The sequence below is a fragment of the Phytopseudomonas argentinensis genome (assembly GCF_900113905.1).
Lineage (GTDB): Bacteria > Pseudomonadota > Gammaproteobacteria > Pseudomonadales > Pseudomonadaceae > Aquipseudomonas > Aquipseudomonas argentinensis.
The window spans coordinates 164,930-185,150 of record NZ_FORC01000003.1 but is presented as its reverse complement, the minus strand read 5'-3'; the positions used below and the strand labels follow the sequence as shown (position 1 = coordinate 185,150).

The following is a 20,221-nucleotide window of genomic DNA, read 5'->3' as shown; positions in this document are numbered from 1 at the left end:
TTCCGCTAGCAGGTCGCGCTGCCGATCAGGCCTTGCGCAAGCGACAGCTCAGCGCGCAATGGTCGGACACCCCGGTCGTCAGCCTGGCGTCTTCCAGCCGATAACCCGGCGTATGGAACAGCCCATCGACCATGAACGGAATCTCTCCGGCACGGTGCAGCGAGCCGTCGATGCTGCTGGTGTAATGGCCTGGCACACCGTCGATGAAGTGTTCGGCGATCAGGTCGAAGGTGGCGCGCCCGCGCGGCGCGTTGAAGTCGCCGGTCAGCAGCAGGCCGCCTGCTTCCGTGGCTTGCGCCTGGGCCAGGGCGATCAGCTTGCCGGCACTCTCGCGCTGGTAGGGCGTGGAGGTGCCGAGCGGGGTGACGTTGAGATGGGTGACGGCGATGCGAAAACCCTCGACCGTGGCACTGAGCATCACTTCGGCAATGCTCAGCGGATCGGCCATGCGCCTGCCCTCGAGGGTGACGAAGGCCATCTCCTGAATGCGCTCGGGGCTGCCCGAGTAGTACTCGGCACTTACCTCCGCCAGTTGTTCACCGCGGGCCAGCAAGCCGACACCCACCACATTGGCGGGGCCGTCCTCGGGGTAGCGTGCCATGGGCGCGAAGGCCATGGTGCCGCCCATCAAGGCTTCGAAGAACGGGATGTCGCGCTCGCAGAGTTCCTGCAGGCAGAGCAGCTGCGGGCGTTCACGCTCGATAAAGGCGGCGACGCGTGGCAAGTGTCTGGAACGTTCGATATTGATGGAGGCGATGCTGAGCGACATGGGGAATGCTGTAAGGAGAGGAGGGATGGGTTGAGCGCTGAAACGGCGGGCGCAGTATACCTGACGCCAGTCAGCGGCGGCCTCTATGCAAATCGCCCGGCAAGCCGGGCGATTCGGTTAGCGCGGCGTTATCAGAACGCCAGGCCTACCTTCAGGCCAACCTGCTCCTGCTTGAGCTTGCTGTTTTCCGCCAGCACGCTGTCGCTGTCGACCTTGTAGTTGGTGCGGGTGTAGTACAGGCTGGTGCTGATCGGCAGGTTGTTGATGCCCTTGTTCCACAGCACGGTCAGTTCGGCGTACGGGTTGGCCTTGTCCTTGAGGTCAACGGTGTCGCTGCCTTCGCCGCTGACTTTCAGCTCGGCTTCAGCGTCGAGCGAGTAGCGTGCACCGGCTTCCAGGCGCACGGTGTAGTCCGGGGTCAGGTAGTTGTAACCGACACCGGCCTTGGCGAACGGCGCCTTGCTGGTCAGCTTGACGTTGGTGTCGAACGGGCCGACGTCGTCCTGCTCGATACGCCCCCAGTCGTAGCCACCGCCAACGACGAAGTCGATGTAGTTGTTGGTGCTCAGTGCCGCGCGCAGGCCCAGGTCGAGGTCGGCGCGGGCCGCCTTGTACTCGTCGTCATCCTTTTCGCGGTACTGGGCTTCGATACCCGCCTGATAGATGAAGCCTTCATGGCCGGTCAGCTTGTTGCCGAAGTTGTAGAACAGACCGCCTTGATTCAGACGTTCCTTGTCGCTATCACCAAAGGTGCTCAACTTGTACTGGTTGTGCGAGCCGATCACGCCAATGGTGGAGATCGGGTCGGTGATGGAGTCGGCGTAAGCCTGGGACGCGCCGGCCAGGCAGAGGGCGAGGGCGGTTTTCGAGGTGATTGCATAGAGTCGCATGGCAGTATCCTTGGCAGTCTGTACGTGTGAAGGCGTGCGCCGATCCAATCGACGCACGCGGTGGACTGCCCGGCTCCAGACGCTATTCGACAAAGCCGACGAGCGGTCGTAAGTGATTATTTCGGGAGCGCGCCCCTGGGGAGGTCGGTGCGATTAAGTGACCGATCGGTCAACTTCCTGGAAAGGGTGAGGCAGGGGCATTGACGAGCAGGTGCAGGCAACTCATTCCAACTTGATGACCTTGGCAAGAACGATCTTCGGGCCCTTCATCTTCTTGACGATCAGGCGCAGGCCCGCGACTTCCAAGGACTCCTCCTCCTCAGGCACGCGCTTGAGGGTTTCGTAGATCAGCCCAGCCAAGGTCTCGGCCTCGATATGATCCAGATCGATGCCAAGCAGCCGTTCGAGCTTGAACAGCGGAGTATCGCCACGCACCAGCAGCTTGCCGGGCTGGTAGGCGAGGATGCCGCGCTCGGCCTTGCGGTGTTCGTCCTGGATGTCGCCGACCAGGGCTTCGAGCACGTCTTCCATGGTCAGGTAGCCGATCACCTTGCCGTCGGCTTCCTCGACCAGTGCAAAGTGCGCACCGCCCTTGCGGAATTGCTCAAGCAGTTCGGAGAGCGGCAGGTTGCGGTTGACCTTTTCCAGCGGGTGCATCAGTTCGGCCAGGCGCAGGGTCGAGGGCAGCATCTCCAGCAGCGACAGGTGCAGCAGCAGATCCTTGATGTGCAGCACGCCGACGAACTCGCCAGCGGCGTCGTCGTAGATCGGATAGCGGCTGTACTTGTGGCGGCGAAATACGCTGAACACTTCGTCCAGCGTGGCATTGAGTTCAAGGTAGACAAGGTCTTCGCGGGAGTTGGCCCAGTCGACCACTTCCAGCTCGCCTAGCTCCACCGCCGAGGCGAGTACCCGCATGTCCTGGTCGCTCGGGTCGCTGGCGCGGCTGGAATGCAGGATCAGTTTGAGCTCATCGCGGCTGTAATGGTGTTCATGGTGGCCAGCCGGCTGATCCTGACCGGCGATACGCAGGATGGCGTTGGCGCTGGCATTGAGCAGGAAGATCGCCGGGTACATGGCCCAGTAGAACAGGTACAGCGGCGCCGCCGTCCACAGCGACAGCAGTTCCGGCTTGCGGATCGCCCAGGATTTCGGGGCCAGTTCGCCGATCACGATGTGCAGGTAGGAAATGATGAAGAACGCGGTGAAGAAGGCGATACCGTGGATCAGCTTCTGCGACTCGATACCGACCGAGATCAGCAGCGGTTCGAGCAGATGGGCGAAGGCCGGTTCGCCCACCCAGCCGAGGCCCAGTGAGGCCAGGGTGATACCCAGCTGGCAGGCGGACAGGTAGGCATCGAGCTGGCTGTGCACGGTGCGCAGGATATGCCCGCGCCAGCCGTTCTTCTTGGCCAGGGCCTCGACCTTGGTAGACCGCAGCTTGACCATGGCGAACTCGGCGGCCACGAAAAAGCCGTTGAGCAGCACCAGAAACAGGGCGAACAGCACCAGGCCCATGTCAGCGAAATAACTGGAAAAGGAGACGCTCGTAGAGGGATCCATAAGGGGTTCGTGTGACCGGATGTTGCTAAAGGGTGGGGCCTGGGCGGGCGCTTTGCAATAGCACCCTATTCAGCGGGGCGGCGCGGCGATCTGCGCCGGCTGGAAATGGCAGGTGAACAGGCTGCCCTTGCCAACCACGCTAGTGATCTCCAGCCTGCCGCGGTGGCGCAACAGCACATGCTTGACGATGGCCAGGCCCAGGCCGGTGCCACCGGTATGGCTGGCGCGGCTGGAGTCGACCCGGTAGAAGCGTTCGGTCAGGCGCGGCAGGTGCTTGGCCTCGATGCCGGGGCCGCTGTCCTGTACCGAGAGATGGGCACCCTGTGCGTCCTGCCACCAGCGAATGCGGATCTCGCCCTCGGCCTGGGTGTATTTGACGGCATTGAACACCAGGTTGGAAAACGCGCTGCGCAGTTCCGACTCGCTGCCCTTGAGTTTGAGGTCGGCGTCGGCCTCCAGGCTGATGCGGTGGTTACGCTCGGCGGACAGTGCCTGGGCATCGGCCTTGATCAACTTCAGCAGCGCTTCGACCGCTACCGGCTGGTTGTCGGAGGGGTAGTCGGTGGCTTCCAGCTTGGCCAGCAGCAGCAGGTCATTGAGCAGGCCCTGCATGCGCGAGCCTTGCTGCTGCATCTGCTGCAGGGCGCGGCGCCAGCGTGGGTTGATCTCGTCGACGTTGTCGAGCAGGGTTTCCAGGTAGCCGGAAATCACCGTCAGGGGCGTGCGCAGCTCGTGGGAGACGTTGGCGACGAAATCCTTGCGCATCTGCTCGAGCTGGTGGAGGCGGGTGACATCGCGCACCAGCATCAGGTGCTCCTGATTACCGTAGCGGGTGAGGTTGAGCTGCAGCTGCCTGCGCGGGTTGACCGGCGACGGCAGGTCGAGGGGTTCGAGAAAGATGCCCCGCTCGAAATAATCCTTGAAGCGCGGATCTCGCACCAGATTGGTGATCGACTGTCCGCTGTCCTGGGGCGTTTTCAGGCCCAGCAGGGTTTCCGATGCCTGGTTCCACCATTCCAGATTGCCCTGGCTGTCGAGCATGATCACCGCATCGCGCAGCGCCGCGGTGGACTCCTGCACCCGATCGATCACTGCCTGCAGGCGGCCACGTGCCCGCTGATTGCGCCGCTGCAGGTGGTAGATACTGTCGAACACCTCACCCCACAGGCCATAGCCATCGGGCGGTGGTTCGTCGGGCTGGTGATCCTTGAGCCAGGCATGCAGGCGCAGCAGCTGGCTGAGGTTCCAGAGCAGGTGGGCGGCCAGGCCGATGGCGATGGCCCAGGCATATTCGCCGGTGATCACGCCAGCGAACAGGCAGGCGGTGATCAGCAGCACCAAACGGCGGGTTATGGCGCCACGCCAGTTGCTCGTCACGTTTCGCTCATCCGCCAGCCGATCCCTGTCATGGTGCGTTTCAGGCTAGCGCTCAGCCTTTGGTGGAGAAACGATAACCGGTACCGCGTACCGTCTGCACCAGATTTTCATAGGCTTCGCCCAGCGCCTTGCGCAGGCGGCGGATGTGTACGTCGACGGTACGCTCCTCGACGTAGACGTTGCCGCCCCATACCTGGTCGAGCAACTGGCCGCGGGTGTAAGCGCGTTCCTGGTGGGTCATGAAGAACTGCAGCAGGCGGTACTCGGTGGGGCCCATTTCCGCTGGCTTGCCATCGATGGTCACCCGGTGGCTGATCGGATCGAGCAGCAGGCCGCCCACTTCGATCGGACCTTCGCTGTCGCTGGGGCCGGCGCGGCGCAACACGGCCTTGAGGCGGGCGACCAGCTCGCGGGGCGAAAACGGCTTGGTGATGTAGTCGTCGGCACCGACCTCCAGCCCCTGGATCTTGTTGTCCTCTTCGCCTTTGGCGGTGAGCATGATGATCGGAATGTCGCCGGTCAGTTCGTCACGTTTCAGGCGTCGGGCCAGCTCGATGCCGGAGGTGCCGGGCAGCATCCAGTCGAGCAGGATCAGGTCGGGTTTGCGGTCGACGATGATGGCGTGGGCCTGCCCGGTGTTTTCCGCTTCCAGGCACTCGTATCCGGCCATTTCCAGCGCCACCACGATCATTTCGCGGATCGGCGCTTCGTCATCGACGATCAGGATGTTCTTGCCAACCATGGGTTGAGCCTCGGTTCATTCAACTGTCATGCGGCGCATTAGATAACGGAATTATTGCAGCGATATGACAGCCGTGGGGCAGGGCACTGCGGATGCTCAGCGCATCGCGTAGTCGAGCACGATACCGAGGAAGATCGCCAGGCCGGCCCAGTGGTTGTGCAGGAAGGCCTGGAAGCAGACCATCGGCTCGCGCCGGCGGGTCAGGTGAAACTCCCAGGTGAAACAGCCGGCGGCTACCAGCAGGCCCAGGTAGAAGTACAGGCCCAGTTCGAAGCGCCCGCCGGCCAGCAGCAGGCACAGCAGGGTCAGGCCCTGCAGGCCGAAGATGATCACCCGGTCGGCATCGCCAAAGAGGATCGCCGTGGATTTCACGCCGATCTTCAGGTCGTCCTCGCGGTCGGCCATGGCGTAATAGGTGTCGTAGGCCACGGTCCAGATCACGTTGGCCAGCAGCAGCAGCCAGGCCGCCGCCGGCAGCTCGCCGGTCTCGGCGGTGAAGGCCATCGGCATGCCCCAGGAGAACGCGGTGCCGAGCACCACCTGTGGGTAATAGGTGTAGCGTTTCATGAACGGATACAGCGCCGCCACGGCCAGGGCGCCGAACGACAGCCATATGGTGGTGGCGTTGGTCAGCAGCACCAGGGCGAAGCTAAGGGCCACCAGCACGGCGAAGAGGATCAGCGCTTCGCGGGCGGTGACCCTGCCGCTGGCCAGGGGGCGCAATTGAGTGCGGCTGACGTGGCCGTCGAAGTTACGGTCGGCGTAATCGTTGATCACGCAGCCGGCTGCGCGCATCAGCACCACGCCAGTCACGAAGATCACCAGGTTCTTGATGCTCGGCACCCCTTCGGCAGCGATCCACAGCGCCCACAGCGTCGGCCACAGCAACAGGTAGATGCCGATGGGTTTGTCCATGCGCATCAGCTGCAGGAAGTCCCAGGCTCGTGGGTGCAGGCGATTGAGCGATTGCAGCAGACGAATGTACATCGGGCGGATCTCCTGGCGCGGTGCGCGGATTATACGGCGCCATGCCGGCAGTGCCAGGCGGCAGGTTCAGCAGCCTGCCGCCGGCCAGAAATCGGCCAGAAACACCTCGGCGACCAGCACCGCCAGCGGGCCACGGCTAAAGCACGAGCGTCGCGCCCACAACCCGTCGGCCATGGCTTCTGCCGGCAGCCAGGCGCTGGGATAGCGGCACGTCTGCAGCTCGCCACGGGTAAAGGCCTGGTCGCTGAACAGCAGCTCGCCCAGGGAGCGGCTGCCCAGTTGCTGAAGGTCCAGGCCCGAGCCCTGCAGTGCCTGCCGGGCGGCCACGCTGCGGGCGAATACCCAGGGCTGACCGTTGCCACGCAGGTAGACCTCGCGCACCCAGCCAAGACTGCCCGGCGGTACGTCCAGCAGCGCGCATTCGTCGTCACGCAGCGCCAGCCAGCCTTCGCGCAGCGGCGTGACGCTGAAACCGCCGTTCGACAGCTCGGTCAGCCGCCGGGTCAGGGAGTCTTCGTTGAACAGCCAGTCGCAAACGCTGGCCGAGGGCACGCTTGGCAGCAGCTCGCGAGCGAGCCAGTCGGGTGTCTGAGAGGCGGGACAGTGCACGGTGCAGGTTCGCGATGGGGCGGAGCGCAGAGTCTACCATGGGCGTTGCGGGTCCTCGGGCATTCGTCGCGCCCGCTTGGCGCTAGCGCGACATTTGCGGTAGCGTGCCCGCGCAATAACCGTGAGTAGCGCCGGAGAGCCTGTATGAAGAAGTGGCAATGTGTGGTCTGCGGACTGATCTATGACGAGCGTGAAGGCTGGCCCGATGACGGCATCGAGCCCGGTACCCGCTGGGAAGATGTGCCCGAGGATTGGCTGTGCCCCGATTGTGGCGTGGGCAAGATGGACTTCGAGATGATCGAAATCAACTAAGCCCGCGCGCGCATCAACCGTCGTAACAGGAGCAAGCAATGAGTGATCCCGTCGTCATCATCGGCACCGGCCTGGCCGGTTACAACCTGGCCCGCGAGTTTCGCAAGCTGGACAGCGAGACGCCGTTGCTGCTGATCACCGCCGACGACGGGCGCTCGTATTCCAAGCCCATGTTGTCCACCGGCTTTGGCAAGAACAAGGATGCCGATGGTCTGTGCATGGCCGAGCCGGGAGCCATGGCCGAACAGCTCCAGGCCCAGGTATGGACGCATACCCGGGTCACCGGTATCGACCCCGGCCACCGGCGTCTGTGGATCGGCGAGGAGTCGCTGGTTTACCGCGACCTGGTATTGGCCTGGGGCGCCGAGGTGCTCAGCGTGCCGATCGAGGGCGACGCCGCCGACCAGCTGTTCACGGTCAACGACCTGCAGGGCTATGGGCGCTTTCGCCAGGCCGTCGAGGGCAAGCGCAAGGTGCTGATTCTGGGCGCCGGGCTGATTGGTTGCGAGTTCGCCAATGACCTTTCCCTGGGTGGCTATGCGGTCGAGATGGTCGCGCCGTGCGAGCAACTGATGCCCGCTCTGCTGCCGGTCGAAGCCGCCGCCGCCGTGCAGGGCGGCCTCGAAGCGCTGGGCGTGCGCCTGCACCTGGGGCCGGTGCTGAACCGTCTGCAGTACGCAGCTAATGGACTGGAGGTGCACCTGTCCGATGGCCAGACGATTGCCTGCGATGCGGTGGTCTCCGCCGTCGGCCTGCGTCCGCGTATCGAGCTCGCTGCCGCCGCGGGTTTGGCAGTCAACCGTGGGGTGGTGGTCGACCGCCTGCTGCGTACCTCCCATGCGCATGTCTATGCCCTGGGCGATTGCGCTGAAGTCGATGGTCTCAACCTGCTCTATGTCATGCCGCTGATGGCCTGCGCGCGTGCCCTGGCCAAGACCCTGAGCGGCGCACCGAGCGAGGTGGCCTATGGCGCCATGCCGGTCACCGTGAAGACCCCTGCCTGCCCATTGGTGGTGTCGCCGCCGCCGCGTGGTCGCGAGGGGCGCTGGACGGTCGAGGGCAGTGGCGCCGACATCCGTGCCCTGTGCCACGATGCCCGCGGCGCCCTGCTGGGCTACGCCTTGACCGGCTCTGCGGTGCAGGAGCGATTGGCGCTCAACCGGCAGCTGCCGACGCTGCTGGGCTGAGCGATCTGTCGCCTGCTCGACAAAAATGCCGGATTTAGCCAGGTGCAGGGCTGGCGAAGGCCCCCGGAGCATGCCATTCTCCCCAGGGCCTGGCCGCAGCGTAGAGCTGTCGGCGCGCATTGGCGCCAAGGCGCGGAACACAACAACAACAAACCGTAAATGAGGCAATCATGCGTAAACCGGAACTCGCCGCCGCAATCGCGGAAAAAGCTGATCTGACCAAAGATCAGGCCAATCGTGTACTCAATGCCGTTCTCGAAGAAATCACCGGGGCTCTGAACCGCAAGGACAGTGTGACACTGGTCGGCTTCGGCACCTTCGTGCAGCGCCACCGTGGCGCTCGTACCGGGAAAAACCCGCAGACTGGGCAGCCCGTCAAGATCAAGGCCAGCAATACCGTCGCCTTCAAGCCGGGCAAGGCCCTCAAGGACTCGATCAACTGAGCTCCAGGGTCTGCTGAGGTTTCAGCGCAACGCACCCGTTGCGCCGCGGCGCTGAAATCTCAGCAGACCTCTACCCCTCACGCGCATCAGCACGCCTGCTGTCAGGCTCCTGAGGGGCCGTTTACAATGGGTGGCTTCCTCATTTTCGCGAACAGGCCATACCATGAAATTTCGTTTTCTTCTGTGGATGCTGGGCCGTCTGATGGCCAAGGCGAGCCGCGACAATCCCGCATTCCGCCAACAGCTCGAAGGTCGCGATCTGGTATTCCAGCTGCACACCCTGGACGGCAAGGTCGCTCGCCATTTCATCGTCAACAACCAGCGCATCACCAGCAAGCGTGGTGCGGCCAACGAGCCGGCCTTTGCCATTGGCTTCAAGGACGGTGCCTACGGCTATGCCACGTTGACGGCGGCCAACAAGCAGCTGGCGTTTATGCAGGGCATCCAGAACAAGGACATCCAGATTCAGGGCAACCCGGCCCTGGTGATCTGGTTCCAGGGCCTGACCAAGTACCTGCGACCCAAGCGCGCGTCAGCCAAGAAAGCAGCCTGAGGCTATCGCGCCCCACTCGCGGCGGGGCAGGGCGGTCGGCTCAGTTCAGCGGGCCATACTGCGTGGCGAGATCGCGCAGCGCGACTTCGGCGGCGAGCACCTTGTTCAACGCTTCCTCGGCCTTTTCCCGGCTGATGCCGAGGTTCTCCAGCAGGCTCTGCGGAATCTCGCGTGCAGGGCCGATACCGATTCCCCGGCTGTTGAGCAGGCTGACCGCCAGGTAAACCAGGTTCGGGTAGGTGGCGTGGTTGCCGCTGTAGCTGGGGTCGTGCTGGAAGCGCAGGGCAACCGCCAGCTCTTCAGGCATGTCCCAGTAGCGCATCAGCCAGGAACCGATCTGCTCGCGGCTGATACCCAGCAGGTGCTGCTCGATATAGCTGTGCGGCAGGTGCGGGTTGACCTCCAGATGCCGGCAGATCAACGAGAAGTGCGGTGGGAACACGTGGGCCAGCACCAGGTTGCCGAAGTTGTGCAGCAACCCGGCCAGATAGGTCAGCCCCGCTTCCGGGCGCTGCGCCCGCGGCATGGCGCGGGTCAGACCCTCGATGACCGCGGCGGTGTAGATCGCCTGTTGCCAATAGGGCGTGGCCTGCTGGGGCTGATCCTTGGGCAGGCTGAGGGTCTTGCCGAGGGCCAGCCCCAGGGCCAGGTTGACCACCAGGTCGAAGCCGAGCACGCGTACGATGGCGTCTTCCACCGAGCGGATCTTGCCGGGCGCCGCGTAGTAGGGCGAGGCCGCCCAACTGACCACCTGGGCGGCCAGTGCCGGGTCGGTTTCCACCACACCGGTGATGTCGTCGACCGTGGCATTGGGGTCGACCCGCAGCTTGATGATCTTCTGCGCCGTCTCGGCCAGTGGCGGAATCTCGATGGTTTCTTCCAGGCGCTGCTGGATGCGCCTGGCCGTGAATGCCTGCACCGCCTGGCTGATTTCCTGGCGATCATCCTCTGGGCGGGTGAAGTTGGGGCGCACCTTGCTTGCCGGCTCGCCGAAGCGTGCGGCGCTGGCCTTGCCCAGCAAGCCCTTGAAGTTCTCGGTGGCGATTTCCAGCAGCACGCCCGGCTGCCCGGACTGGATGTACAGGCTCGGCACCTCGAGCAGACGTTCGTCGTACAGGCAGGGTGAGCTGGTCAGCGCGGGAATGCCCGGCAGCACGGCCAGATCATGCTTGCTCAACATGCGCGTCAGGCGTTCGGGCTTGACCGCGGTGAGCTTGCGGCCGGTCAGCTCGGCCAGGCGATTGAGGTCGAGCAGCTGGTTTTGCGGAAACAGCACCAGCAGCGCGCCCACGGCGTCCTCGAGCAACACGGTCTGCACACGCTGGGCAGCCGGCGTGCCGGACAGCTCGTGGCGTACCTGATAAGTCACACCGAGTTTGTCCAGCAGCTGACGAATCACCTGAGGCGGTTGGGGGGAGGTGTCGGCGATGGCTACTTCAGTCATGACGTATTCCGTCTTCAAAGGGAACGCAACGTCCCAAGTATAACCAGCAAGCTGACGAGGTAACCGCTTGAGTCGACCATCGTCCCGTGTCTCGCTCACACTTGCCCATATTGTTGCCCGTGGCGCAGCCAACGCTCCAGCAGCGGGCTGACATGCTGCGGCCATTGTTCCTGCAGGGCCTGGGCGGCATCGCGGACCGCCGGCAGCAGGTCGGCGTCACGCATCAGATCGGCTACCTTGAACTGCAACAGGCCGGTTTGTCGAGTGCCGAGCATTTCGCCGGGGCCGCGCAGCTCCAGATCCTTTTCCGCGATGATGAAGCCGTCACAGGTTTCGCGCATGATGCCCAGCCGCTCGCGGCCGATCTGCGACAGCGGCGGGTGGTAGAGCAGCACGCAATGGCTGGCTGCGCTGCCACGGCCCACCCGGCCGCGCAGCTGGTGCAACTGTGCCAGGCCGAGGCGTTCGGGGTTTTCGATAATCATCAGGCTGGCGTTGGGCACGTCGACGCCCACCTCGATCACCGTGGTGGCCACCAGCAGCTGCAGCTGCCCCTGCTTGAACTGATCCATCACCGCGGCCTTCTCGGCCGGCTTCATGCGCCCGTGGATCAGCCCGACCCGCTGGCCGACCAGCGCGGCCGACAAATCCTCGTAAGTGGTCTGCGCCGCCTGGCAGGTCAGCTCCTCGGATTCCTCGATCAGGGTGCATACCCAGTAGGCCTGGCGACCTTCGTTACAGGCCGAACGTACCCGCTCGACCACCTCGAAGCGGCGGCTGTCGGCGACCAGCACTGTGTTCACCGGGGTGCGCCCGGGCGGCAGCTCGTCGAGGATCGAGGTATCCAGGTCGGCGTAGGCGCTCATCGCCAGGGTGCGCGGGATAGGCGTAGCGGTCATGATCAGCTGGTGCGGGCTGAGCCGGCCGCCTACGCCCTTCTGGCGCAGCGCCAGGCGCTGTTGCACGCCGAAACGGTGCTGTTCGTCGATGATCGCCAGGGCCAGGTTGCGAAAGCGCACTTCGTCCTGGAACAGCGCATGGGTGCCGACCACCATGGGCGCGCCGGCGGCGATCTGCTCGAGCGCCGCGGCGCGTGCCTTGCCCTTGAGCTTGCCGGCCAGCCAGGCGGTTTCCAGCCCCAGGGGCTGGAGCCAGCGGGTGAAGTTGATGAAGTGCTGCTCGGCGAGAATCTCGGTGGGCGCCATCAGCGCCACCTGGTAGCCGGCCTCGATGGCCTGCAGCGCCGCAAAGGCGGCCACCACCGTCTTGCCGGCACCGACATCGCCCTGTACCAGACGCAACATCGGTTCGTGCTGGCTCAGGTCATAGGCGATCTCCGCGCCGACCCGTTGCTGGGCGCCGGTGGGTGTGAAACCGAGGTTGTCGAGAAACTGCCTGGGCAGCTTCTGCGCGGCCGGCAGCGCAGGCGCCTGCTGCGCGCGGGCGCTTTCGCGCAGGCGTTGCATCGACAGCTGGTGGGTCAGCAGCTCCTCGAAGGCCAGCCGGTGCTGGGCCCAGTGGCGCCCCTCGGCGAGCTCTTCCAGGTCGGCGTCCGGTGGCGGGCGATGCAGGTAGCGAATCGCCTGGTCCAGCGGCGCCAGTTCGTATTCCCTGGCCAACTCGCGAGGCAGCCAGTCGGGCAGGCTGTGTGGGCCAAGGCGGGCCAGGGCCTGCTCGCTGAGTTGGCGCAGGCGCTGCTGGGTCAGCCCTTCGGTGGTCGGGTAGATCGGTGTGAGCGTCTGTTCCACCGCCGGCGGTTCGTCGCCGGTCAGCGCGCGGTATTCGGGATGATAGATTTCCAGGCCCGACGAGCCGGGGCGGATCTCGCCGTAGCAGCGCACCTGGGTACCACGCTTGAGGCCTTCCTTCTGGGCATTGCTGAAATGGTAGAAGCGCAGGCTCAGCGTGCCGCTGCCGTCATTCAGGCGCACTAGCAGGCTGCGGCGCTTGCCCATCACTACATCGGCGCCGGACACGGTGCCTTCCACCACCGCGTCCTGCCCGGGGCGCAGGGCGCCGATGGGCACGATGCGGGTGCGGTCCTGGTAGCGCAGCGGCAGGTGGAAGAGGATGTCCTGCAGGGTTTCCAGGCCGACCTTGGCGAGCTTTTCCGCCAGGGCCGCGCCGACGCCCTTGAGGTCGGTGACGGAGACCGTCGACAGCTCGCTCATCGCGGTCCTCAGGCGTTACGTGGCTGTGGCTTGGCGACCGAGCACAGGCGAATGGAGTCGGCCAGCACTTCGATGGCCTTGGGGCGCGGGAAGCTGGCGCGCCAGGCGATGGCCACGGTGCGGAACGGTGCCGGCGGGCTGAGCGGGCGCACTTCGATCACCCCGGGCGCATAGTGGTGGCTGTCGACGGCCGAGAACGGCAGGATCGACACGCCCAGGCCCGAGGCGACCATATGGCGAATGGTCTCCAGGGAGCTGGATTCCACCGTGGTGTGCTTGGCGTGTTCCTCGCCCTTGCGCAGCGTCGGGCAGGCTTCCAGCACCTGATCGCGAAAGCAGTGGCCCTCACCGAGCAGCAGCAGGCTCTTGTCGTTGAGCAGCTTGGTGTCGATGGTCTGCATGGCCGTCCACGGATGATCCGCCGGCAGCAGGGCATAGAAGGGCTCGTCATACAGCGGCAGGGTCAGCACGTCCGCTTCCTGGAACGGCAGGGCGACGATGATCGCGTCCAGCTCGCCGGTGCGCAGCTTGTCGCGCAGCACGTGGGTGAAGTTTTCCTCGATGTACAGCGGCATCTGGGTGGCCACGCGGTGCAGCTGCGGGATCAGATGGGGGAACAGGTAGGGGCCGACGGTATAGATGGCGCCGATCTTCAAGGGTGCCGCTAGCTGGTTCTTGCCTGCCTGGGCCAGTTCGCGAATGCCCTGGGCCTGTTCCAGGACCTTCTGCGCCTGGGTGACGATGCCTTCGCCGACCGGTGTCAGCCGCACCGCGCTCTTGCTGCGCTCGAAGATCAGCACGCCGAGCTCGTCTTCGAGCTTTTTCACGCCAACCGACAGCGTGGGCTGGCTGACGTGGCAGCGTTCGGCGGCCCGGCCAAAGTGCTGTTCCTGGGCGAGCGTCACGATATAGCGCAGTTCGGTGAGAGTCATAGTCTTAATCCATTGAGATGCCGCCAAGCATAGCCGCTGTCTTCAATGGAACCAACCGTTCGCCATGACCTAATGTGTGTCGGCGCACGGCGGCGCGCGAGCGCAGGCTGACAGCTGCCCCGAGTGTCGAGCGGGGCAGCCTCAGCGGGCGGTCAACGACCGCGCCCGCGATCCAGGGAGTAGATGAAGGGCGCGACGATCTCGATGCTGCCGTTGTTCAACACTTCCGCTGGCGGTTTGGGCAACGGCTGCGCACGACGGATCATCTGCAATGTCGCCCGATCCAGGGACGCGCTGCTGGACTTGCCTACCAGCGTGTAGGACAGCACCTTGCCGTCTGCATCGACCACGAAGCGCAGGCGGTTCACGCCTTCCAGCCCACGGCGGCGGGCATCCTCCGGGTAGCGCTTGTACTTGGCCAGGTGGGCCAGCAATTCGCTCTGCCAGGTTTTCTCGGCCTTGCTTGGCGCGCTGACCGGTGCCTGCTGCGGTGCTGCCGGCTTGGCTTCGGCTGGCGCTGGTGGTGCCGGCGGCGCCTCTTGCGGTGGCTGCTCCTGGGGCTCCGGTGGCTTTGGCTCGGGCTGCTTGGGCTTCGGCGGCTTGGGTTTGGGCTTCGGCTTGGGCGGCGTGACCGCCAGCGTCGGCTTCGGCGCCTCGGCGATCTTCGGCTGCGGCTCGGGCTCCTCCGGCACCACTTCCGGCGGTGGTGGTGGCGCAGGCTTGGGCGCGGCTGGCGGCAGTGGCTCCAGTTCGACGATCATCGCCGCCGGTGGCGGCAGTTCGATGGGCGTCGCCTGGGGCTGCCAGTACATTGCCCAGAGGAACAGGCCGACGTGCAGCCCCACCACAATGACCAGGCTGGCGACCCAGGAGAACGTGCGGCTGGATTTCTTCATTGCGCGCCGACCGTCTCCAGGCCCACCAGGCCGATCTTCAGGTAACCGGTGCCGCGCAGGGTGTCCATGACTTCCATCAGGTCGCCATATTCGACGCCCTTGTCACCGCGCACGAAGATGGTCTTTTCCTTGTCGTTGTTGGTCAGCTTGTCCAGCGCTGCGCCGAGCATGGCCGGCTGCACCTCGTCGTTGTCGAGGAACAGCTTGTTGTCTTCCTTGATGCTCAGGTAGATCGGCTTGTCCGGCCGCGGCGCCGGCTTGGCGCTGGAAGCGGGCAGGTCGATCTTCACGTCGACGGTGGCCAGTGGCGCGGCGACCATGAAGATGATCAGCAGCACCAGCATCACGTCGATGAAGGGCGTGACGTTGATCTCGTGGTTTTCCTGGAGATCGTCGCCGCCGTTTTCGTTGAGATGAAGCCCCATGGCCTTAACCCACCTTGACCACGTGAGGCGCCTGGGCACGATCAGGACCCGGCTGCATGTCCAGGTCGCGGCTGACCAGCAGCAGCACCTGGGCCGAGGCATCGGCGACCTGGGCCTTGTAGGCACTGATCGAGCGCGAGAAGGCGTTGTAGATGATCACCGCTGGAATCGCCGCGACCAGGCCCAGGGCGGTGGCCAGCAGGGCTTCGGCGATGCCGGGGGCGACCACTGCAAGGTTGGTGGTCTGGGTTTTGGCGATGCCGATGAAGCTGTTCATGATGCCCCACACGGTACCGAACAGACCGACGAAGGGCGCGGTGGAGCCGATGGTGGCCAGCACGCCGGTGCCCTTGCTCATGTCACGACCGCAAGCGCCGACCAGGCGCTCGAGGCGGAAGCTGACGCGCTCCTTGATGCCTTCCTTCTCACGGCTGCTGGCCGAGAGCTTCAGTTCTTCGCGGGCGTCCTCGATGAGAATTTCGCTGAAGCTGTGCTTGGCACGGGCCTGGTCGCTGGCCTGGGCCAGATTGCGGGCGCCTTTGAGCTCGACGATCTCACGGCGCAGGCGGCGGCGCGCGGTAACCAGCTCGATGGTCTTGGCGATCCAGATGGTCCAGGTCAGGATCGATGCCAGTACCAGGCCGATCATCACGCTTTTGACCACCACGTCGGCGCCCTGATACATGCCCCAGGGCGACAGGTCATGGAAGACAGCTTCTGCTTCGGCGGCGGGGTCATTGTCAGCAGCGAGGCGCTCAAGGGAATTGCTGAATTCGCGAAGCTTGTCGATGGTTTCCTGAGACGCACCCTTTTCCAGAAGAAACTGGTCGCGAGTCTGGTTCACCTGCTCAGGGGTAGCGTCAGGACCAAGCGCGTCGATTCTGGCCTGCATTTCTTCCATGAGGCGCGGGTCGACTGCTGGTACGGCCGGTGCTGCATCTGCCTGCGCGGCGGGCTGCTGCGCGCTGGTGCCAGCAGCGGGTTGGGCGTTGGACGCCGGCTGTGCCGGCGCCGACTGATCAGCAAAGCCCGCCGCCGGAGCCAGCGTCAGGCTGAGCAGCAGGGCGAGGAAGGCGCCGAGGCGTTGCGGCCGAACGGCGACGTGAGTTGGCTTGGCGCTATGGGCTATAGAGTTCATGCTTGCCGGACCTAAATGTGAGGGCGTGACCTGCGCGGCCATGTTGGCGCGCGGAAAAAAAGGCTAAGCATTATTGCAAGTAATTCTTGTTCATGAAAGCGTTAGTGTAACTTTATTACTTTTGCAAGGCGCTTTTTGAGTGCTTGCCAGGCTGAGAGAGGATCGGATGAGTAAAGCTGTGAGTGCGCTGATCGCTGGCTGCGGTGATGTGGGAGGCCGACTGGCCGTACGTCTGCGCGATGCGGGCTGGCAGGTCTACGGCATGCGCCGCAGCGTGTCGGAACTGCCCGAGGGCATCCTGCCGGTGGCCGGCGACCTGCATCAGGCGGATTGCCCCGACCAGTGGCCCCAGGGCGAGCTGGATTACCTGGTGTACAGCGCCGCTGCCACCGAGCATGACGAACCGGGTTACCGACGCGCCTATGTCGACGGGCTGCGGCATGTGCTGAGCTGGCTGCAGGCTCGCGGGCAGCGCCCCAAGCGGCTGCTGTTCGTGTCCAGCAGTGGCGTATATGCCCAGGTCGATGGCGGCTGGGTCGATGAGGCTTCGCCAGCGGAGGCCCAGAGCTATTCGGGGCGGATCATGCGCGAGGCAGAGCAACTGGCCCTGGGCGGTGACGTGCCTGCTACGGTGGTGCGCCTGACCGGGATCTACGGGCCGGGTCGTGAGTGGCTGCTCAAGCAGGTGCGCATGGGCTATCGCGTAGCGGTCGAACCGCCGCTATATGGCAATCGGATTCATGTCGATGACGCCGCCGGGTTACTGGCCTTTCTGCTGCAGGCCGATCAGGCAGGCAGGGCGCTGGACGACTGCTATATCGGCGTGGACGACGAGCCGGCGCCGCTGCATGAGGTGGTTGGCTGGTTGCGCCAGCAGCTCGGGGTCGAGCACTGGGCGGAGGATTCGGCGGTGCGCCGTTCGGGTAGCAAGCGCTGCAGCAACGCCCGCGCCCGGGCGTTGGGCTGGTCGCCGCAGTACCCCAGTTTTCGTGAGGGCTATGCGGCGGTGCTGCGCAGGAGCTGACGGTGGGGCCCGGAGGCGCGGCTCCGGGCATGCGCCAGGTCAGTCGATGACCAGGATACCGTCCATTTCCACCTGGGCGCCTTTCGGCAGGGCAGCCACGCCAATGGCGGCGCGTGCCGGGTAGGGCTGCTGGAAGTAACGGCCCATGACTTCGTTGACGGTGGCGAAGTGGGAAAGGTCGGTGAGAAAGATGTTCAGCTTCACGACGTCCTTGAACGAGCCACCAGCGGCTTCGATCACCGACTTGAGGTTCTCGAAGACCTGCACGGTCTGGGCTTCGAAGCCTTCCACCAGCTCCATGGTCTTGGGATCCAGGGGGATCTGCCCGGACAGGTAGACGGTATTGCCGGCCTTGATGGCCTGGGAGTAGGTGCCGATGGCGGCCGGGGCCTTGTCGCTGTTGATGACGCTCTTGCTCATGGAGAACTCCTTGATAGGGCAGCCTCAGGCTGCAAGACGGACGCAGGCAGGCTACAGGCTGGCGTTCGCCGCCTCAAGCCACGACGGGCGTCGTTGCGCCTTTGGGATAAGCGGTGACGCTTCCAGGTAGCGGTATCGACGAGTAGGAGAGCTGGCTTCGAAGGCTGCAGCGGCGCGCTAGGTCACGCCTTCATGCGGGTGATGCGCATGACGCCCGGCAGGGTGCGCAGCTTCTTGATCACCCGGGCCAGGTGCACGCGATCATGCACGCTGACCACCAGCTGGACCACGCTGACGCGGCCGTCGCGCTCGTCCATGCTGATCTTCTCGATGTTGCCGTCGGCGGCGTTGACGCTGCCGGCCAGCAGGGCGATGAGGCCGCGCTGATGCTCCAGCTCGACGCGCAGTTCGACATTGAACTCGCCCGTCACATCCTTGGCCCAGGCCAGCTGGATGCATTTCTCCGGGTTGTGGCGCACTTCGCTGATATTGCGGCAGGTGTCCAGGTGCACCACCATGCCTTTGCCGGCCGAGAGATGGCCGACGATCGGGTCGCCCGGAATCGGCGTACAGCATTTGGCGTAGCTGAGTACCAGGCCCTCGGTGCCGCGAATCGCCAGGGGGCCTTCGGCGTTGGGCAGTTCCTCGCCGTCACTGGCCAGCAGGCGCCGCGCCACCACGTAGGCCATGCGGTTGCCCAGGCCGATGTCTTCGAGCAGGTCGTCGAAGGTTTCCAGGCGATATTCGTTGAGCACCGCCAGCTGGCGTTCGGCAGGCACCTTTTCCAGGTGGCTCTCGAAGCTGGCCAGCACCTTGTTGAGCAGGCGCTCGCCAAGGTTTACCGACTCCGAGCGGCGCTGTAGCTTGAGGGCGTGGCGGATATGGGTGCGCGCCTTGCCGGTGACCACGAAATTCAGCCAGGCCGGGTTGGGGCGGGCGCCCGGGGCGCTGACGATTTCCACCGTGGAGCCGCTTTCCAGGGCCTGGGACAACGGCGCAAGGCGCCGGTTGATACGGCAGGCGATGCAGGTATTGCCGACATCGGTGTGCACTGCATAGGCGAAGTCCACGGCCGTGGAGCCTTTGGGCAGCTCCATGATGCGGCCCTTGGGCGTGAACACGTAGACCTCGTCCGGGAACAGGTCGATCTTCACGCTCTCGATGAACTCCAGGGAGTTGCCGGCGCGCTGCTGCATCTCCAGCACGCCCTTGACCCACTGGCGCGCACGGGCGTGGTTGCCCTTTGGCGTTTCGTCCTCGTTGGACTTGTACAGCCAGTGCGCGGCAATGCCGTTGTTGGCCATCTCTTCCATCTCGCGGGTGCGGATCTGGATCTCGATGGGCACCCCGTGCATGCCGAACAGCGTGGTGTGCAGCGACTGGTAGCCGTTGGCCTTGGGAATCGCGATGTAGTCCTTGAAACGGCCGGGCAGCGGCTTGTACAGGTTGTGCACGGCGCCAAGCACGCGATAGCAGGTATCGACCTTGTCGACCACAATGCGAAAGGCGTAGACGTCCATGATCTCGTTGAAGGCCCGGCGCTTGCCACGCATCTTCTGGTAGATGCTGTACAGATGCTTCTCGCGGCCCACCACCTCACCGCTCAGGCCTTCGCGTTCGAGGCAGTGCAGCAGCGATTCCTCGATGCGCGTGACGATTTCCTTGCGGTTGCCGCGGGCACGGCGCACGGCGGCGCGGATGCGCTCGGAGCGCATCGGGTGCATGGCCTTGAAACCCAGGTCCTCGAATTCCACGCGCATGCTGTGCATGCCCAACCGGTTGGCGATGGGGGCGTAGATCTCCAGGGTTTCCTTGGCGATGCGCCGGCGCTTCTCGCCGGACAGCACTTCCAGGGTGCGCATGTTGTGCAGGCGGTCGGCCAGCTTGACCAGGATCACGCGAATGTCGCGCGCCATAGCCATGGCCATCTTCTGGAAGTTCTCGGCCTGGGCCTCGGCCTTGGTCTCGAAGTTCATCTGGGTCAGCTTGCTGACACCGTCGACCAGCTCCGCCACGGATTCGCCAAACTGCGCGTGCAGGGCTTCCTTGGCAATGCCGGTGTCTTCGATCACGTCATGCAGCATGGCGGCCATCAGGCTCTGATGGTCCATGTGCATGTCGGCGAGGATGCTGGCCACGGCCAGCGGGTGGGTCACGTAGGCTTCACCGCTACGGCGACGTTGCCCGTCGTGGGCCTGCTCGGCGTAGAAGTAGGCGCGCCGAACCAGATTGACCTGTTCGGCGCCCAGATAGCCCGAAAGCCTGTCGGCAAGAGCGTCTATGCCCGCCATGGGAAACTCCCCTGGCGCGCATGCTGCACCTGCGAAGAACGCTTTCGA

General features: G+C 64.7%; 20 protein-coding genes. 5 read left to right on the top strand and 15 right to left on the bottom strand.

Going from position 1 to position 20,221, the window contains the following annotated elements; translation table 11 throughout:
* Positions 1 to 25: 25 nt before the first annotated feature.
* The 7 genes from BM154_RS15385 to BM154_RS15355 form a co-directional block, all read right to left on the bottom strand.
* Entirely contained in the window at positions 26 to 769 is a 744-nt protein-coding gene (locus BM154_RS15385; RefSeq protein WP_074885835.1) for an endonuclease/exonuclease/phosphatase family protein, read from the bottom strand.
* A gap of 131 nt (positions 770 to 900) precedes the next feature.
* Positions 901 to 1,659: a porin family protein gene (locus BM154_RS15380; RefSeq protein ID WP_074885832.1), complete on the bottom strand. Its 759-nt coding sequence runs from the start codon at positions 1,657 to 1,659 to the stop codon at positions 901 to 903.
* A gap of 222 nt (positions 1,660 to 1,881) precedes the next feature.
* Positions 1,882 to 3,222 carry a hemolysin family protein gene (locus BM154_RS15375; protein WP_074885829.1) on the bottom strand — a complete coding sequence of 447 codons (1,341 nt, stop codon included), beginning with the start codon at positions 3,220 to 3,222 and terminating at the stop codon, positions 1,882 to 1,884.
* A 69-nt stretch (positions 3,223 to 3,291) separates the two neighbouring features.
* Positions 3,292 to 4,599, bottom strand: a complete 1,308-nt coding sequence (phoR, locus tag BM154_RS15370; protein ID WP_074885827.1) for a phosphate regulon sensor histidine kinase PhoR — start codon at positions 4,597 to 4,599, stop codon at positions 3,292 to 3,294.
* Positions 4,600 to 4,651: 52 nt separating this feature from the next.
* A complete protein-coding gene (phoB, locus tag BM154_RS15365) occupies positions 4,652 to 5,341 on the bottom strand; it encodes a phosphate regulon transcriptional regulator PhoB (protein ID WP_070885833.1) in 690 nt (229 codons plus the stop codon).
* A gap of 96 nt (positions 5,342 to 5,437) precedes the next feature.
* On the bottom strand, positions 5,438 to 6,328 hold the full coding sequence (gene ubiA, locus BM154_RS15360) for a 4-hydroxybenzoate octaprenyltransferase (RefSeq protein WP_074885824.1): 891 nt from the start codon (positions 6,326 to 6,328) through the stop codon (positions 5,438 to 5,440).
* Between the two features lie 66 nt (positions 6,329 to 6,394).
* Complete coding sequence (locus BM154_RS15355) at positions 6,395 to 6,937, bottom strand: chorismate--pyruvate lyase family protein (RefSeq protein WP_074885821.1); 543 nt, start codon at positions 6,935 to 6,937, stop codon at positions 6,395 to 6,397.
* Between the two features lie 144 nt (positions 6,938 to 7,081).
* On the opposite strand from BM154_RS15355, the gene BM154_RS15350 reads away from it, so the two are divergent.
* The 4 genes from BM154_RS15350 (at position 7,082) to BM154_RS15335 (ending at position 9,432) form a co-directional block, all read left to right on the top strand.
* The gene (locus tag BM154_RS15350; protein WP_074885818.1) at positions 7,082 to 7,249 is read left to right on the top strand and encodes a rubredoxin; all 168 of its coding nucleotides are present in this window, start codon (positions 7,082 to 7,084) and stop codon (positions 7,247 to 7,249) included.
* Positions 7,250 to 7,287: 38 nt separating this feature from the next.
* Positions 7,288 to 8,436 carry an FAD-dependent oxidoreductase gene (locus tag BM154_RS15345; protein ID WP_074885815.1) on the top strand — a complete coding sequence of 383 codons (1,149 nt, stop codon included), beginning with the start codon at positions 7,288 to 7,290 and terminating at the stop codon, positions 8,434 to 8,436.
* A 170-nt stretch (positions 8,437 to 8,606) separates the two neighbouring features.
* On the top strand, positions 8,607 to 8,879 hold the full coding sequence (locus BM154_RS15340) for an HU family DNA-binding protein (RefSeq protein ID WP_013789407.1): 273 nt from the start codon (positions 8,607 to 8,609) through the stop codon (positions 8,877 to 8,879).
* 163 nt (positions 8,880 to 9,042) lie between these two features.
* Entirely contained in the window at positions 9,043 to 9,432 is a 390-nt protein-coding gene (locus BM154_RS15335) for a helicase (protein ID WP_074885812.1), read from the top strand.
* A 40-nt stretch (positions 9,433 to 9,472) separates the two neighbouring features.
* Here the strand turns inward: BM154_RS15335 and BM154_RS15330 are convergent, their stop codons facing one another.
* The 6 genes from BM154_RS15330 to exbB all read right to left on the bottom strand — a co-directional run bounded on the left by BM154_RS15330 (position 9,473) and on the right by exbB (position 16,438).
* Positions 9,473 to 10,876: an aminoacyl-tRNA deacylase and HDOD domain-containing protein gene (locus BM154_RS15330; RefSeq protein ID WP_074885809.1), complete on the bottom strand. Its 1,404-nt coding sequence runs from the start codon at positions 10,874 to 10,876 to the stop codon at positions 9,473 to 9,475.
* A gap of 95 nt (positions 10,877 to 10,971) precedes the next feature.
* A complete protein-coding gene (recG, locus tag BM154_RS15325) occupies positions 10,972 to 13,047 on the bottom strand; it encodes an ATP-dependent DNA helicase RecG (protein ID WP_074885806.1) in 2,076 nt (691 codons plus the stop codon).
* Between the two features lie 8 nt (positions 13,048 to 13,055).
* The gene (locus BM154_RS15320) at positions 13,056 to 13,979 is read right to left on the bottom strand and encodes a hydrogen peroxide-inducible genes activator (RefSeq protein ID WP_074885804.1); all 924 of its coding nucleotides are present in this window, start codon (positions 13,977 to 13,979) and stop codon (positions 13,056 to 13,058) included.
* A 152-nt stretch (positions 13,980 to 14,131) separates the two neighbouring features.
* Positions 14,132 to 14,875, bottom strand: a complete 744-nt coding sequence (locus tag BM154_RS15315; RefSeq protein WP_074885801.1) for an energy transducer TonB — start codon at positions 14,873 to 14,875, stop codon at positions 14,132 to 14,134.
* Entirely contained in the window at positions 14,872 to 15,300 is a 429-nt protein-coding gene (exbD, locus tag BM154_RS15310) for a TonB system transport protein ExbD (protein ID WP_074885798.1), read from the bottom strand. Before exbD ends, BM154_RS15315 begins: the two co-directional genes overlap by 4 nt.
* 4 nt (positions 15,301 to 15,304) lie before the next feature.
* On the bottom strand, positions 15,305 to 16,438 hold the full coding sequence (gene exbB / locus BM154_RS15305) for a tonB-system energizer ExbB (RefSeq protein ID WP_074885795.1): 1,134 nt from the start codon (positions 16,436 to 16,438) through the stop codon (positions 15,305 to 15,307).
* A gap of 166 nt (positions 16,439 to 16,604) precedes the next feature.
* Between exbB and BM154_RS15300 the strand changes: the two genes are divergently transcribed.
* Complete coding sequence (locus tag BM154_RS15300; protein WP_074885792.1) at positions 16,605 to 17,462, top strand: SDR family oxidoreductase; 858 nt, start codon at positions 16,605 to 16,607, stop codon at positions 17,460 to 17,462.
* 39 nt (positions 17,463 to 17,501) lie between these two features.
* Here BM154_RS15300 and BM154_RS15295 read toward each other — a convergent pair whose 3' ends face one another.
* Both BM154_RS15295 and spoT read right to left on the bottom strand, forming a co-directional pair.
* A complete protein-coding gene (locus BM154_RS15295) occupies positions 17,502 to 17,882 on the bottom strand; it encodes a RidA family protein (protein ID WP_013789416.1) in 381 nt (126 codons plus the stop codon).
* A 182-nt stretch (positions 17,883 to 18,064) separates the two neighbouring features.
* Complete coding sequence (spoT, locus tag BM154_RS15290) at positions 18,065 to 20,173, bottom strand: bifunctional GTP diphosphokinase/guanosine-3',5'-bis pyrophosphate 3'-pyrophosphohydrolase (RefSeq protein WP_074885789.1); 2,109 nt, start codon at positions 20,171 to 20,173, stop codon at positions 18,065 to 18,067.
* Positions 20,174 to 20,221: the final 48 nt, after the last annotated feature.

Bases quoted from the DNA above. Each gene is read 5' to 3' on its own strand.
- BM154_RS15385 (WP_074885835.1), bottom strand. From the start codon at position 769: ATGTCGCTCAGCATCGCCTCCATCAATATCGAACGTTCCAGACACTTG.
- BM154_RS15380 (WP_074885832.1), bottom strand. From the start codon at position 1,659: ATGCGACTCTATGCAATCACCTCGAAAACCGCCCTCGCCCTCTGCCTG.
- BM154_RS15375 (WP_074885829.1), bottom strand. From the start codon at position 3,222: ATGGATCCCTCTACGAGCGTCTCCTTTTCCAGTTATTTCGCTGACATG.
- phoB (WP_070885833.1), bottom strand. From the start codon at position 5,341: ATGGTTGGCAAGAACATCCTGATCGTCGATGACGAAGCGCCGATCCGC.
- ubiA (WP_074885824.1), bottom strand. From the start codon at position 6,328: ATGTACATTCGTCTGCTGCAATCGCTCAATCGCCTGCACCCACGAGCC.
- BM154_RS15350 (WP_074885818.1), top strand. From the start codon at position 7,082: ATGAAGAAGTGGCAATGTGTGGTCTGCGGACTGATCTATGACGAGCGT.
- BM154_RS15345 (WP_074885815.1), top strand. From the start codon at position 7,288: ATGAGTGATCCCGTCGTCATCATCGGCACCGGCCTGGCCGGTTACAAC.
- BM154_RS15340 (WP_013789407.1), top strand. From the start codon at position 8,607: ATGCGTAAACCGGAACTCGCCGCCGCAATCGCGGAAAAAGCTGATCTG.
- BM154_RS15335 (WP_074885812.1), top strand. From the start codon at position 9,043: ATGAAATTTCGTTTTCTTCTGTGGATGCTGGGCCGTCTGATGGCCAAG.
- BM154_RS15330 (WP_074885809.1), bottom strand. From the start codon at position 10,876: ATGACTGAAGTAGCCATCGCCGACACCTCCCCCCAACCGCCTCAGGTG.
- recG (WP_074885806.1), bottom strand. From the start codon at position 13,047: ATGAGCGAGCTGTCGACGGTCTCCGTCACCGACCTCAAGGGCGTCGGC.
- BM154_RS15320 (WP_074885804.1), bottom strand. From the start codon at position 13,979: ATGACTCTCACCGAACTGCGCTATATCGTGACGCTCGCCCAGGAACAG.
- BM154_RS15315 (WP_074885801.1), bottom strand. From the start codon at position 14,875: ATGAAGAAATCCAGCCGCACGTTCTCCTGGGTCGCCAGCCTGGTCATT.
- exbD (WP_074885798.1), bottom strand. From the start codon at position 15,300: ATGGGGCTTCATCTCAACGAAAACGGCGGCGACGATCTCCAGGAAAAC.
- exbB (WP_074885795.1), bottom strand. From the start codon at position 16,438: ATGAACTCTATAGCCCATAGCGCCAAGCCAACTCACGTCGCCGTTCGG.
- BM154_RS15300 (WP_074885792.1), top strand. From the start codon at position 16,605: ATGAGTAAAGCTGTGAGTGCGCTGATCGCTGGCTGCGGTGATGTGGGA.
- BM154_RS15295 (WP_013789416.1), bottom strand. From the start codon at position 17,882: ATGAGCAAGAGCGTCATCAACAGCGACAAGGCCCCGGCCGCCATCGGC.
- spoT (WP_074885789.1), bottom strand. From the start codon at position 20,173: ATGGCGGGCATAGACGCTCTTGCCGACAGGCTTTCGGGCTATCTGGGC.